The 12899-nt window shown below is 62.5% G+C and carries 13 protein-coding genes; all 13 read left to right on the forward strand.

What is annotated here, in order from left to right; genetic code table 11:
• The first annotated feature begins 66 nt into the window (after nucleotides 1-66).
• The 13 genes from ACKAMS_RS05610 (at nucleotide 67) to ACKAMS_RS05670 (ending at nucleotide 12860) form a co-directional block, all read left to right on the forward strand.
• Complete coding sequence (locus ACKAMS_RS05610; RefSeq protein WP_019745225.1) at nucleotides 67-1113, forward strand: ATP-dependent DNA ligase; 1047 nt, start codon at nucleotides 67-69, stop codon at nucleotides 1111-1113.
• Complete coding sequence (gene ligD / locus ACKAMS_RS05615; protein WP_003940248.1) at nucleotides 1113-2153, forward strand: non-homologous end-joining DNA ligase; 1041 nt, start codon at nucleotides 1113-1115, stop codon at nucleotides 2151-2153. Before ACKAMS_RS05610 ends, ligD begins: the two co-directional genes overlap by 1 nt.
• A 78-nt stretch (nucleotides 2154-2231) precedes the next feature.
• Nucleotides 2232-2747: a DUF6764 family protein gene (locus ACKAMS_RS05620; RefSeq protein WP_020970725.1), complete on the forward strand. Its 516-nt coding sequence runs from the start codon at nucleotides 2232-2234 to the stop codon at nucleotides 2745-2747.
• A 109-nt stretch (nucleotides 2748-2856) separates the two neighbouring features.
• Nucleotides 2857-4068: a serine hydrolase domain-containing protein gene (locus ACKAMS_RS05625; RefSeq protein WP_041815251.1), complete on the forward strand. Its 1212-nt coding sequence runs from the start codon at nucleotides 2857-2859 to the stop codon at nucleotides 4066-4068.
• A gap of 15 nt (nucleotides 4069-4083) precedes the next feature.
• Nucleotides 4084-4302, forward strand: coding sequence for a dodecin (locus ACKAMS_RS05630; protein ID WP_003939815.1), 219 nt, complete (start codon nucleotides 4084-4086; stop codon nucleotides 4300-4302).
• Nucleotides 4303-4312: 10 nt separating this feature from the next.
• Nucleotides 4313-5194, forward strand: coding sequence for a hypothetical protein (locus tag ACKAMS_RS05635; protein ID WP_408988730.1), 882 nt, complete (start codon nucleotides 4313-4315; stop codon nucleotides 5192-5194).
• An 81-nt stretch (nucleotides 5195-5275) separates the two neighbouring features.
• The gene (locus ACKAMS_RS05640; protein WP_308371188.1) at nucleotides 5276-6958 is read left to right on the forward strand and encodes an FAD-dependent oxidoreductase; all 1683 of its coding nucleotides are present in this window, start codon (nucleotides 5276-5278) and stop codon (nucleotides 6956-6958) included.
• A 216-nt stretch (nucleotides 6959-7174) separates the two neighbouring features.
• The gene (locus ACKAMS_RS05645; RefSeq protein WP_064113418.1) at nucleotides 7175-8098 is read left to right on the forward strand and encodes an Ig-like domain-containing protein; all 924 of its coding nucleotides are present in this window, start codon (nucleotides 7175-7177) and stop codon (nucleotides 8096-8098) included.
• A 74-nt stretch (nucleotides 8099-8172) separates the two neighbouring features.
• Nucleotides 8173-9147: a carbohydrate ABC transporter permease gene (locus tag ACKAMS_RS05650; RefSeq protein WP_172827032.1), complete on the forward strand. Its 975-nt coding sequence runs from the start codon at nucleotides 8173-8175 to the stop codon at nucleotides 9145-9147.
• On the forward strand, nucleotides 9144-10046 hold the full coding sequence (locus tag ACKAMS_RS05655) for a carbohydrate ABC transporter permease (protein ID WP_003939837.1): 903 nt from the start codon (nucleotides 9144-9146) through the stop codon (nucleotides 10044-10046). The genes ACKAMS_RS05650 and ACKAMS_RS05655 overlap by 4 nt, the downstream gene beginning before the upstream one ends.
• A 38-nt stretch (nucleotides 10047-10084) precedes the next feature.
• Nucleotides 10085-11416: an ABC transporter substrate-binding protein gene (locus tag ACKAMS_RS05660; RefSeq protein WP_019745217.1), complete on the forward strand. Its 1332-nt coding sequence runs from the start codon at nucleotides 10085-10087 to the stop codon at nucleotides 11414-11416.
• A gap of 15 nt (nucleotides 11417-11431) precedes the next feature.
• Nucleotides 11432-12517 carry an ABC transporter ATP-binding protein gene (locus ACKAMS_RS05665; RefSeq protein ID WP_019745216.1) on the forward strand — a complete coding sequence of 362 codons (1086 nt, stop codon included), beginning with the start codon at nucleotides 11432-11434 and terminating at the stop codon, nucleotides 12515-12517.
• Between the two features lie 16 nt (nucleotides 12518-12533).
• Nucleotides 12534-12860, forward strand: a complete 327-nt coding sequence (locus ACKAMS_RS05670; protein WP_003940244.1) for a YnfA family protein — start codon at nucleotides 12534-12536, stop codon at nucleotides 12858-12860.
• The last annotated feature ends 39 nt before the right edge of the window (nucleotides 12861-12899 follow it).

The following is a 12899-nucleotide window of genomic DNA, read 5'->3' on the forward strand; positions in this document are numbered from 1 at the left end:
GATTGTTCGGGACCTATTCCAATACATCGGTAGTCGAATTGCCAACCGGACTGTCAGTATGGGTAGGTGGAGCTACCCCTGATGCCGCCGCTTGCCCCGATGCTCGCGAAGGCTGCGGCCACTGTGCCGCCTCAACCCGAGTCCGGTGACCCGACGTGGTCGTACGAGCCGAAATGGGACGGATTTCGAGCAATCATCTTTCGTGACGGTGACGAAGTGGTGCTCGGATCGCGAGGAGGAAAGGACTTGGCGCGGTACTTTCCCGAGGCGGTGGAAGCCGTCAAGTCTGAATTGCCCGAAAAATGTGTGGTGGACGGAGAACTGGTGGTTCCCCGTGAGATCGACGGTGTGACGCGCCTGAGTTGGGAAGCGCTCTCCGAGCGGATTCACCCCGCCGCGAGCCGCGTCGCATTGTTGTCGGAACAGACGCCCGCGCAATTTGTCGGGTTCGATTTGCTGGCGCTCGGGGATCGCGACGTCTCGATCGAGGACTTCGGTGTGCGACGTGCGTTGCTCCTCGATTGTGTCGGTGGCGGGCCGAGTTGCCACGTCACGGCAGCGACGGCCGACAGCGCCGAAGCAATGGCCTGGTTCGAAACCTTCGAAGGCGCGGGTCTCGACGGGGTTGTCGCCAAGAAGCTGGCGGGACCGTACCTGCCGAACAAGCGCGAGATGATCAAGGTGAAACACGCCAGGACCGCGGATGTCGTACTGCTGGGCTACCGTCCGCACAAGAGCCAGCCGGGTATCGGGTCGATGCTTCTGGGTCTGTTCGACGGTTCCGAATTGAAGATGATCGGTGGCGCTTCGGCTTTCACCGCGGCGCGGCGGATCGAGTTGTTGGCCGAACTCGAACCTTTGCGCCTCGGGGACGACGTTGTGGCCGAGGGAGAGGCCAGCCGGTGGAGATCGGCCGCAGACCGCTCCTGGATTCCGCTTCGTCCTGAGCGGGTGCTGGAAGTGGCGTACGACCAGATGGAAGGGGAACGCTTTCGGCACGCCGCGCGGTTCCTGCGCTGGCGTCCGGACAGGGTGCCCGACGAATGCACTTTCGATCAGTTGGAGGTTCCGGTGCGATACGACTTCGCGGATGTTCTTGCAGGTGGTAAGTGATGGCGAGTCCCGCAGAGGAACTGGACGTCGACGGGATCGCGGTCCGGTTGTCGAGCCCGGACAAGATCTACTATCCGCAGTTGGGTGAGGACGGCGGAACCAAACGGCATCTTGTCGAGTACTACCGAACGGTGGCGCTGCAGGGTGCAGCGTTGCGGGCGCTCCAAGATCGGCCAACGCATCTTCAGCGATTCCCCGACGGCATCGAGGGCGAAGAGGTTTACCAGAAGCGGCTGCCGGCAAAGCGGCCCGAGCACGTCGAATCCTGCGAGGTCACGTTCCCGTCGGGTCGCAAGGCTGACGTCCTTCGAGTGCGAAGTGCTGCGAACATCGTGTGGGCCGCCAATCTCGGGACTGTCACGTTTCATCCCTGGGCCGTGCGGTGCCCGGACACCGACCACCCGGACGAACTCCGCATCGATCTCGATCCGCAACCGGGGACCGGGTTCGACGAGGCCGTTGCCATCGCGGACGAGGTCCTTCGCCCTCTGCTCGCCGAGTTGGGATTGGAAGGATTTCCCAAGACGTCCGGTGGCCGAGGCCTTCACGTCTACATCCCGCTCGAGGCGCGCTGGGATTTTGTCGAGGTCCGCCACGCGGGTATCGCCCTCGCCCGTGAAGTCGAACGTCGTAGTGCCGATCGCGCCACAACCGCGTGGTGGAAGGAAGAGCGGGGTGAACGGATCTTCATCGACTTCAATCAGAATGCCCGTGACCGGACGATCGCGGCGGCGTATTCCGCTCGTAAGACGCCGATCGCAACTGTGTCCACGCCGGTGACCTGGGACGAACTGCGCGACGTGCATCCAGACGACTGCACCATCGCCACGGTTCCCGGCTTGCTCGCCGATCGTGGTGATCCGATGGAAGCGATGCACGACAAGGCCTTTGCCCTCGACGTTCTGTTGGAGATGTGGGAGAAGGATCTGGCGGCGGGACTTGGCGATCTGCCGTACCCGCCGAACTATCCCAAAATGCCCGGTGAACCCAAACGTGTTCAACCGAGCAAGGACCGCGATCGGAAGAACAAAGACGGGTAGCGTCAGAGGCGGACATATCGGGTAATTCGATTAGACGTCGAATGTACGGTCACGTCGAATGCACTGTGGGGGTTGGATATGGATCGCCGGAAAATGCGAGCAGCAGGCTTAGCGGCGGGTGGCGTGATTCTTGCCGCCTTCGGATTGTCACTCGGTAGCGGAACAGCGTCGGCCGCGACGTTGGATTGTTCGGCGCGCGGCCAAGATCAGACGATCGTCGACGGGTCATCCGCATGCCGAGCGGTGGCAGATCCCTCCAGTTACGCGATTTCACACGTGGAGGGCGACGGCGTCGGCGTCGCCGATTCGCGAGACGGTGGCCGGTCGGCGGGCGTCGGACTCTTCGGCGGCGTTGCTGCAGCGGAGTCGCGCGGTGGGCTGCTTGCCGCCGTTGCGTACGGCCCGGGTTCGCTCGCACTCGGTCGCACAGACTCCTCACCCTTTGCCGTGGTGCTCAGCGGACCTGGCGGCAGAGCGGCGGTGGGTGACGCGGACGTCGGGGCGATCTGCTCGGGTGGTCCCACCCTTGTTTTCAACCTTGCCACAGGTCAGGGATGTGTCAGCGACGGCACTTCGACGTGGGTCACCCCGTGAGTGCACCCCGGTCCTGAGCCTCTTGCGTGACAGTGGTCACAATGGTGTCAAGCTCCTGCCACCGATCCGGTGACCGGACAACTTGAATCAGCGGGGATCGGAGGACGCGATGGCTCCCAATGCACGACGGGGTTCGCTCGCCCGGGTGGAGGTGCCTTCGCGCACCGAGCTGTATGTGGACCGGCGATTCCTTCCCTTGGCCGACCGCTTCTTCGCGATGTATCGCCAACCGCAACAAGGCGGCGGCGCGCTGGTCGTGTACCTGGGCGGTGAGAAAGTTCTCGACATCTGGGCCGGCAATGCCGACCGCGACAGGCGCTGGGACCACGACACGGTGTCGCTTTCCTTCTCGACCGGCAAGGGCGTGGCCAGCACCGTCGTTCATCGACTCGCCGAACGCGGGCTGATCGACTACGACTCTCCGGTTGCTCAGTACTGGCCCGAATTCGCAGCGGCCGGCAAGGACAAGATCACCGTCCGGGAACTGATGTCACATCGCGCGGGCCTTCACCGCGTTCGCGGCCTGATGCCGCATCCCCTCGACCTGATGGACTACGACGCGGTCGTTGCCGCCCTGGCTGCCGAGAAGCCGGATCCGCGTCGGCTTCGAGGCCCCGGCTATCACGCTGTGACCTACGGCTGGTTGGTAGCCGAACTTGTGGCCAGGGTGTCCGGTCAGCCGTTCATCGATGTCGTACAAGCGGAGATAGCGAAGCCCCTCGGAGTCGACGAATTCTGGTACCGCGTACCCGAAACCGAGCGTCCACGGATCGCGAAGCTGTTCCCACATATCAACCCTGCCGGCTTGAACTGGGCCTTCGCGTCTACCGTGCTCTCACACGTCGGTCCGACTCGCGGACTCGCGGAGGCCGCGATGCCGGACGGTTTCGACGTCATGGTGCGCAACCCGGCTGTCCACGACGCCGTCATGCCGGGCTGGAACGGAGTGTTCAGCGCGCGTGCTCTCGCGAAGATGTACGGCGCCATCGCGAACGGCGGCGTGATCGACGGGAAGCGGTTCCTGAAGGAATCGACCATCGACCAGATGTCGACCATCCAGACTCGCGATCGGGATTACGTGCTGGCGGTGCGGCCCAACTGGACTCTCGGTTACCACCCGCCGATCATTGCCGCGCGGCGGCAGCCGCGGAATGCGATAGGCCACTACGGAGTCGGCGGTTCAGGCGCGTATGCGGACCTGTCCAGCGGACTCTCGCTCGGTTTCACCACCAACAGGTTGGGTAGTGCTGTGACAGCTCTCGGTGATCTTCGCCTTGCGAGGCTCGGCGCCGAGGCGCAGGAGTTGGTTCGTCGAATCTGACACGAAGGGAATGCCATGAGCAGCAACGTGTACCGGGTGACCGAGATCGTCGGCTCGTCCACCGAGAGCAGTGACGCGGCAATTCGCACCGCCATCGCCCGGGCGAACGAGACGGTGCGCAACCTCGAATGGTTCGAGGTGGTGGAAACTCGCGGCCACATCGAGAACGGCGCCGTGGCGCATTTCCAGGTCACGTTGAAGGTCGGCTTCCGGCTCGACGGCGACGAATCCTGAACCGTTCTTCATGAGTGTTGATCTCACGGCAGCCGTCGGGTTCATGGCGGGACATGCCAGGACTCTCGATCGGCATCGGCTGAATTTGATTCTCGGACAGGGTGACCGGGCCGCGGCTTGTGCGGCCGTGGACGGTTATCGCAACCCGGACGGTGGGTACGGCTGGGGACTCGAACCGGATCTTCGCTCGGCAACCAGCCAACCTGGCGGAGCGCTGCATGCCTTCGAAGCCTTTGCCGACATCGGAACGCCGACGCCCAGATCGGTCGAACTGTGCGACTGGTTGCAGACCAATTCGCTGGCAGGCGGCGGTTTGCCCTTCGCCTTCCCGATTGCCGACCCAGCCGGGTGTGCGCCCTTCTGGGTGAGCGCGGACCCGTCGGCGCCGTCGTTGCAGATCACCAGCATCGTGTGTGCTGCAGCGGCTCGCGTTGCCGAATTCGACGAGGCCGTCGCCGGACATCCGTGGTTCGCCTCTGCCGTTCGATATTGCCTCGACGCGATCGACGGGGCGGATTCTCTGCATGCCCTCGAGCTCGCCTTTGCCTTGCAGTTTCTCGACGCGGTTCACCGGAACAGTCCCGAAGCGTCGTCGTTGGTGAGCACTCTTGGTTCGCGTATCCCGGCTGACGGCTTGGTTCACGTGGACGGGGGAGCCGAGGGCGAATTCATGCGGCCCCTCGATTTCTCACCGCTTCCTGGCGGTCCGACCCGCGCGTTGTTCGATGCAGCGGTGATCGACTCCGAACTGTCCGCGCTCGCTGCACGGCAACACGACGACGGCGGTTGGGCGGTGGATTTCGACAGCTATTCGCCCGCCGCGGCGTTGGAATGGCGAGGTCACGCCACCGTGCAGGCGGTATGGCTGCTGAAGCGCAATGGGGTGATCTGAAAACGATTCTCGCGCCAAATTGGAACACGTTATAGTCTGGGAATCAGTTCGTGCTTCGTGTTTCAGGGATAGGGGAATGTCATGGCGTATGTGATCACGCAGCCGTGCTGCAACGACGCCTCGTGTGTTGACGTGTGTCCGGTCAATTGCATTCACCCGACACCGGACGAAGCTCCGTTCGCGACCACCGAAATGCTCTACATCGATCCCGACACCTGCATCGATTGTGGTGCGTGTGTGGACGAGTGCCCGGTCGAGGCGATCTTCCCGGACAACGAACTCGACGAGGACGACGCGCCGTACCTGCAGATGAACGCGTCGTACTTCGAGAAGCATCCGATGGGCCCGGATTGGCCCGAGCCGATCACGATGGCCAAGATCGATCCCGAACTGGGAACGCTGAAAGTGGCGATCATCGGCTCCGGCCCCGCAGCCTGCTATGCGGCGATGGAACTGACCGGCAAGCCTCGCGTGGAGGTCGACATGTTCGATCGGCTTCCCACTCCCTACGGATTGGTGCGCGCCGGCGTGGCGCCGGATCATCCCGGAACCAAAGGCGTCACCGACCAGTTCCGCGCCGTGGTCGCGAAAAAGACCGTGCGCTGCCACTTCAACGTCGAGGTGGGTACCCACATCTCGCATTCGGAACTCTTGGACCATCACCACGCAGTGATCTACGCGGTCGGCGCTGCCGGGGATCGCAAGCTCGAGATCCCGGGCGAGGAACTGCCGGGAAGTCACGCTGCCACCGAGTTCGTCGCCTGGTACAACGGCCACCCGGGATATGCCGATCGGACTTTCGATCTGTCCGGCGAGCGAGCGGTGATCGTCGGAAACGGCAACGTCGCACTCGACGTCGCACGCATCCTGGTGACCGACCCTGACCAGCTGGCGAAGACGGACCTCGCCGAGCACGCATTGGAAGCGCTGCGTAACAGCAAGATTCGTGAGGTCGTCATTCTCGGCCGTCGCGGGCCGGCGCAGGCCGCGTACACCAATCCCGAACTGTTGGCCCTCGGACAGATGGCGAACGTGGACGTAGTCGTCGACCCGATCGAAGCCGAACTCGACGAGGCCAGTCAGGCGTTCGTGGACAGCGATGCCGCGGAGCCGTCCGTGCTGCTCAAGGTCAAGCAGGCGCAGGAATTTGCTTCCCGTACCGCAGATCCTTCCCGCAAGCGGATCGTTCTCCGGTTCCTCACCTCGCCCGTCGAGATCCTCGGTGACGACGCAGTCGCACAGGTGCGGATCGTGAAAAACGAGTTGGTGGCAACGCCGACCGGTCAGCTCTCCGCCCGGCCTACCGAAACCGAGGAGACGATCGACACCTCCCTGGTGCTTCGGTCGGTCGGATACCGCGGCACACCGATGGCCGACTTGCCCTTCGACGACGCTCGCGGCGTGATCCCCAACGAGAACGGCCGCGTGATCGACACCGACACCGGCACGCCGATCCCGGGTGTCTACGTCGCGGGTTGGATCAAGCGCGGACCGACCGGCGTAATCGGCACCAACAAGTACTGCTCCGCCGAGACTGTGTCGATGATCTTCGACGACTTCGCTGGTGGGCGCCTCGCCACGCCGACCGAGGACGCTGACAAGTTGCAGGTTCTGCTGGCAGATCGGTCGCCGGATCAGGTGGACTACCAAGGTTGGCAGCGGATCGACAAGGCAGAACGCGCATCCGGTGCCGCAACCGGACGGCCGCGAACCAAACTCATCTCCATCGAATCCATGTTGGCGGCTGCCCGCAGCGAGGGATAGCAACGTTTGGGCGAACATCCGAATTGCTCGATTGCCGCATTTGTGTGTTAATGACTATGGAAATGTGCGGTTTGCTCTCTTCGGCGTGCTCGGGTGTGTAGGTGTGCTCCGAGCGGGTGCGTCCGAATGGTGCATCGGCATCGGTACCAGGCGGGTATCGATGCCGGCCGCGCAAACTCCACGTGAGTACGTGGTCATTCGAGCGAAGGTAGTGACATGGGCAGCAAACAGGGTCGTCGGACGTCACGGGTTGCCGTGGCAATCGTCGGAGCGGTGGCTGCCGGCCTGGCTCTCGCCGGACCTTCCGCGGCCGTTCCTCTCTTCCCCGGTGGACCGGACATTCCGTTGCCCGTCATTCCCGGCGTTCCGTACCTCGATCCGGCGATTCCGGTTCCGGGCATCCCGGGTACGCCGATCCAGGCGCCCATCGGCGCTCCCAACTTCTCCGCGCCGTCGCTCAATCCGTCCGCGGGCGAGACCGTCGGTATCGCGCAACCGATCATCATTCGATTCAACGAGGCCGTCGGCGACCGTGCTACGGCCGAACGCGCGATTCGCGTGACCACCGATCCGCCGGTCGAGGGCAGCTTCTACTGGATCAACGACAGCCAGGTCCGTTGGAAGCCGACACAGTTCTGGCCGGCGAACATCTCCGTGACCGTCGACGCCGGTGATTCGCACTCCACGTTCAACATCGGTGACGCACTCGTCACCGTCGCGGACGACAACACCAAGCAGGTCACCGTCACCCGCAACGGTGAGGTCGTGCGCACCATGCCGACGTCGTTCGGCAAGCCGGGTCACGAAACACCGAACGGCACGTACATCGTCGGCGAGCAGTTGCGCGACATGTACATGGATTCGTCCACGTACGGCGTCCCGATCGATTCTCCCGAGGGTTACCGCACCTACGTCGAGTACGCGACACGAATTTCCTACAGTGGCATCTTCGTCCATGCCGCTCCGTGGTCGGTTGCGCAACAAGGTTTCACCAACGTCAGCCACGGCTGCCTCAATGTCAGCACCGAGGACGCCAAGTGGTTCTTCGAGAACGCAGGCAAGGGTGACCCGGTGATCGTGCAGAACACCGCAGGTGGAGTCCTCAGCGGCGCCGACGGATTGGGCGACTGGAACCGCTAGACATCGACGAGGAAGGCCCTGCGCGAGAAGTATTCGCGCAGGGCCTTTTTCGTGTCGCGTTCAGCTCGAGTGTCTTGTACGTTCACCATTCATTCGTTGCGGGCGGTCAGACTGCCTCAGTGAGATCGAGTCCGGAAAGAACGCTGCCCACTTCAGGCAAGCCAGGTCTGTGGGGCAGACCATGGCGTGATTACGCGCTCTTCGCGCTCTTGGTCGGCCCCAATCTCGCGTTGCTGATCTTGTTCACCTATCGCCCGCTGGTGGACAACATCCGACTTTCGTTCTTCGACTGGAACATTGCGGACCCGAAGGCGACGTTCATCGGGCTGAGCAACTACCGCGAGTGGTTCGGACGAAGCGACACCTGGCAGATCGTCACCAACACAGTGATATTCACGTTGGTTACAGTGGTGGGTTCGATGGTCATCGGTTTGGCGTTGGCCATGCTGCTCGATCGCAAGCTCGTCGGGCGAAACCTGGTTCGGTCGGCGATCTTCGCGCCGTTCGTGATCTCCGGTGCAGCGATCGGTGTCGCGTTTCAGTTCGTCTTCGACCCCAACTTCGGCCTGATCCAGGATCTCCTGCACCGTGTCGGACTCCAATCGCCCGACTTCTATCAGGATCCCCACTGGGCGCTGTTCATGGTGACGGTGACATACATGTGGAAGAACCTCGGGTACACGTTTGTCATCTATCTCGCTGCACTGCAAGGAGTTCGGCAGGAGCTGAACGAAGCTGCCGAAATCGACGGCGCCAAGCCGTGGACCAAGTTCCGCCGGGTTCTCCTACCTCAGTTGCGCCCGACGACGTTCTTCCTCTCCATCACCGTCATGCTCAACTCGCTCCAGGTCTTCGACATCATCAACGTCATGACCCGTGGTGGCCCGCTGGGTACGGGGACGACGACGATGGTCTACCAGGTGTACAACGAGACGTTCCGAAACTTCCGGGCGGGCTACGGTGCGACGGTTGCCACCATCATGTTCCTGATCCTGCTGATCATCACCGTCTACCAGGTTCGTGCCATGGATCGGGGAGAAGAGAAATGACAGCGGTAGAGGAAAAGAAAAGCGCTGCTCCGACTTCCGTCGTTAGGCCCGGCCCGGACCGCAAGAACGTGGACCGGCGTGAGGTCGGCGTGAAGATCCTCGGCTATGCGGCAATGGTGATCGCGTTGGTCATCATCGTCCTGCCGCTCTACTGGATCGTGATGACCTCGTTCAAGGAGCGTCCGGAGATCTACACGCAGCCTGCAACGTGGTGGCCGTCATCGCTGCATCCCGAAAACTATTCCGAAGCAACGACATCGGTTCCGTTCTGGATGTTTCTGCGGAACTCGATAGTGATCACGACGATACTGTCCGCGGCGAAGTTCGTTCTGGGGACTCTCAGCGCCTATGGGCTGGTGTTCCTGCGCTTCCCGGGGAAGAACTTCGTCTTTCTCGGAATCATCGCCGCATTGATGGTTCCGAACCAGATCACCGTGATCTCGAATTACGCACTCGTGGCAGAGTGGGGCTGGCGTAACACGTTCCAGGGCATCATAGTTCCGCTCGCGGGTGTAGCCTTCGGTACGTTCCTCATGCGCAACCATTTTCTCTCGATCCCTTCGGAGATCGTCGAGGCAGCGCGGATGGACGGCGCCGGCCACTGGCGGCTTCTCTGGCGCGTGGTGCTCCCCGTTTCCGGGCCCACGATGGTGGCGTTCGGCATCATCACGGTGGTCAACGAATGGAACGAGTACCTGTGGCCGTTCCTCATGTCCGACGATTCCTCGGTGGCGCCGCTGCCGATCGGATTGACCCAACTGCAGAACAACGACGGACTCACCAACTGGGGTCCCGTCATGGCAGGAACGGTACTGACGATGCTACCGATCCTGGTGATTTTCCTTCTGCTGCAACGACACATGATCAAAGGCCTCACCTCCGGTGCGGTCAAGGGCTGACAGCTTTTCCCGTCACATTTCTTCCTCGAGGAGCAGTAATGGCAAACATGAACAGGCGCGGATTTCTGAGCCTCGGCGGTGCAATCGCCGCCGGCGCAGCACTGACCGCGTGCGCGGGATCCGGTGGTTCCAGCGCTGATGCTGCGGGAACATCCGGTGCGTCGGGTGAGTCCAACACCATCACCTTCTGGTCGAACCACCCGGGTAAGTCCACCGACGTGGAGAAGGAATTGATCAACCGCTTCCAGACCAAGTACCCGGACTTGAAGGTCAACTTGGTGGACGGCGGCAAGAACTACGAAGAGGTGGCGCAGAAGTTCAACGCTGCTCTCTCCGGCGGAGATGTTCCCGATGTGGTTGTGCTGTCGGATGTCTGGTGGTTCAACTACGCACTTGCCGGGGCAATCGAGCCGCTCGACGGACTCTTCTCCGAGGTGGGCGTCGACTCGGCCGACTACGTCGACTCGTTGCTCGCCGACTACCTGTTCCAGGGCAAGCACTACGCACTTCCCTATGCGCGGTCGACGCCGTTGTTCTACTACAACAAGGCGGTCTGGTCGCAGGCCGGACTTCCCGACCGTGGGCCTGCAACGTGGCAGGAGTTCGACGAGTGGGGACCTGAGCTGCAGAAGGTCGTGGGCAACGGCAAGTTGGCACACGGGTGGGGCAACGCGAAGGATTACCTCGGCTGGACCTACGAAGGCCCCATCTGGACGTTCGGCGGATCGTACTCCGACCAGTGGAATCTGCAGCTCGACAACGAGAAGACCATTGCCGCAGGGCAGTTCCTCTCCAGCATGATTCACGACAAGAAGTACGCCGCGGTCTCCACTGACATCGCAAACGAATTCGGTACGGGCATCCTGGCGTCGACCATCGCGTCGACGGGTGACCTGTCCGGCATCAAGAAGACTGCCAACTTCGACTTCGGCACCGCGTTCCTCCCGGCAGTGGACGGAACTCCCGGTTGCCCCACCGGCGGCGCCGGGCTTGCCATCCCGTCCAAGATCTCCGATCAGCGTAAGAAGAACGCGCTCAAGTTCATCGACTTCATCACCAATGGTGAGAACACGGCGTACTTCTCGCAGAACGTCGGCTACATGCCGGTCCGCAAGTCGGCAACGTCGGAGCCGAGCATGAAGGCATTCCTCGACGCGAATCCGAACTCCCGTACCGCTGTGGATCAGCTTTCGCGTACGCGCTCGCAGGACTACGCACGCGTGTTCGTCCCGGGTGGCGATCAGATCATCGGCACCGGACTCGAGCAGATCGCTCTCCAGAAAGCCGACGTCGCATCGACATTCGCCGGCGTTGCCACCCAGTTGCAGCAGATCATCGACCGGCAGATCACCCCAAAGCTGCCGAAGTAGTAGGAGAGAACACTCATGGCCAACGTGCAATTCGCGGGAGTCACGCACCGCTACGAAGGAACCGATCGACCGGCAGTCGACCGTCTCGACCTCGACATCGCCGACGGTGAGTTCCTGGTACTCGTAGGGCCTTCCGGTTGCGGTAAGTCCACCAGCCTGCGAATGCTCGCCGGTCTCGAATCCGCGTCGGACGGCCGGATCGAGATCGGCGGCACGGACGTCACGCATCTCGCGCCGCGAGCACGTGACGTCGCCATGGTGTTTCAGAGTTACGCGCTGTACCCGAACATGACCGTCGAGCAGAACATGGGTTTTGCGCTCCAGAACGCGGGAGTGGGAAAGTCCGAACGGCGTGAGCGGGTACTCGAGGCAGCACGGATGCTTGAACTCGAACCGCTGCTCGGACGTAAACCGGCAAAGTTGTCCGGTGGGCAACGTCAGCGAGTTGCCATGGGTAGGGCCATCGTTCGCCATCCCAAGGTGTTCTGCATGGATGAGCCGCTCAGCAATCTGGACGCCAAACTACGCGTGAGCACGCGGTCGCAGATCGCTGCCTTACAGCGTCGACTCGGCACCACGACGGTCTACGTCACCCACGATCAGGTCGAGGCGATGACGATGGGGGACCGGGTGGCGGTGATGCTGGACGGTCGTTTGCAGCAGGTGGCGAAGCCGCGGGAACTTTACGACAACCCCGTCAACACCTTTGTGGCCGCCTTCATCGGATCGCCCGGCATGAACCTGATCGAAGCGCCGGTCGAGGGTACCGTCGCAGTGCTCGGTGACCTGCGGATTCCGCTGCCCACCGGGGCGTCCGAGCGGGAGCGGGTCGTCGTGGGAGTGCGCCCCGAGTCGTGGGATCTGGTGGGAGCGTGGCGAAAGGGCTCGCTGGCCGTGGATGCCGACCTGCTTGAAGAGCTGGGCGCCGAATCGTTCGTCTATGCAAAGGGTGCCCCGGATTCGCAGTGGCAGAGCCGATCCGGCCGAATTGTCATTCGCGTCGATCGGAAGATGTCGGTGGCACCGGGGGAGTCGCTTCATCTGCTGCCCAAGGCCGGCGAGGTGTACTTCTTTTCCGCGGAGACCGGGGTACGTCTGTAGCGATACTGTGTGCGGCATGACCGTCGCACGTTCGCTCTTGCTGTTCGTACTCGCCGCGCTGCTCGAGATCGGGGGCGCGTGGTTGGTGTGGCAGGGAATTCGCGAGCACAAGGGCTGGATCTGGGTAGGGCTCGGCGTCATCTCGCTCGGTCTCTACGGTCTGGTCGCGACCATGCAACCCGATGCGAACTTCGGGCGCATCCTCGCCGCGTACGGCGGGATCTTCGTAGCGGGTTCACTGCTGTGGGCGGTGGTGATGGACGGATTCCGCCCGGATCGTTTCGACATCGCCGGTGCGCTGATCTGTCTGGTCGGCGTCGGGGTGATCATGTACGCCCGGTAGGGCCTTCGGCCCCGTGCGCGCTCAGGGAGTCCAGGGGGT

The sequence above is a fragment of the Rhodococcus sp. 5A-K4 genome (genome assembly GCF_046097995.1).
Classification (GTDB): domain Bacteria; phylum Actinomycetota; class Actinomycetes; order Mycobacteriales; family Mycobacteriaceae; genus Rhodococcus_F; species Rhodococcus_F erythropolis.

Bases quoted from the DNA above. Each gene is read 5' to 3' on its own strand.
- ACKAMS_RS05640 (WP_308371188.1), top strand. From the start codon at position 5,276: ATGGCGTATGTGATCACGCAGCCGTGCTGCAACGACGCCTCGTGTGTT.
- ACKAMS_RS05660 (WP_019745217.1), top strand. From the start codon at position 10,085: ATGGCAAACATGAACAGGCGCGGATTTCTGAGCCTCGGCGGTGCAATC.
- ACKAMS_RS05655 (WP_003939837.1), top strand. From the start codon at position 9,144: ATGACAGCGGTAGAGGAAAAGAAAAGCGCTGCTCCGACTTCCGTCGTT.
- ACKAMS_RS05645 (WP_064113418.1), top strand. From the start codon at position 7,175: ATGGGCAGCAAACAGGGTCGTCGGACGTCACGGGTTGCCGTGGCAATC.
- ACKAMS_RS05630 (WP_003939815.1), top strand. From the start codon at position 4,084: ATGAGCAGCAACGTGTACCGGGTGACCGAGATCGTCGGCTCGTCCACC.
- ACKAMS_RS05620 (WP_020970725.1), top strand. From the start codon at position 2,232: ATGGATCGCCGGAAAATGCGAGCAGCAGGCTTAGCGGCGGGTGGCGTG.
- ACKAMS_RS05670 (WP_003940244.1), top strand. From the start codon at position 12,534: ATGACCGTCGCACGTTCGCTCTTGCTGTTCGTACTCGCCGCGCTGCTC.
- ACKAMS_RS05625 (WP_041815251.1), top strand. From the start codon at position 2,857: ATGGCTCCCAATGCACGACGGGGTTCGCTCGCCCGGGTGGAGGTGCCT.
- ligD (WP_003940248.1), top strand. From the start codon at position 1,113: ATGGCGAGTCCCGCAGAGGAACTGGACGTCGACGGGATCGCGGTCCGG.
- ACKAMS_RS05635 (WP_408988730.1), top strand. From the start codon at position 4,313: ATGAGTGTTGATCTCACGGCAGCCGTCGGGTTCATGGCGGGACATGCC.
- ACKAMS_RS05665 (WP_019745216.1), top strand. From the start codon at position 11,432: ATGGCCAACGTGCAATTCGCGGGAGTCACGCACCGCTACGAAGGAACC.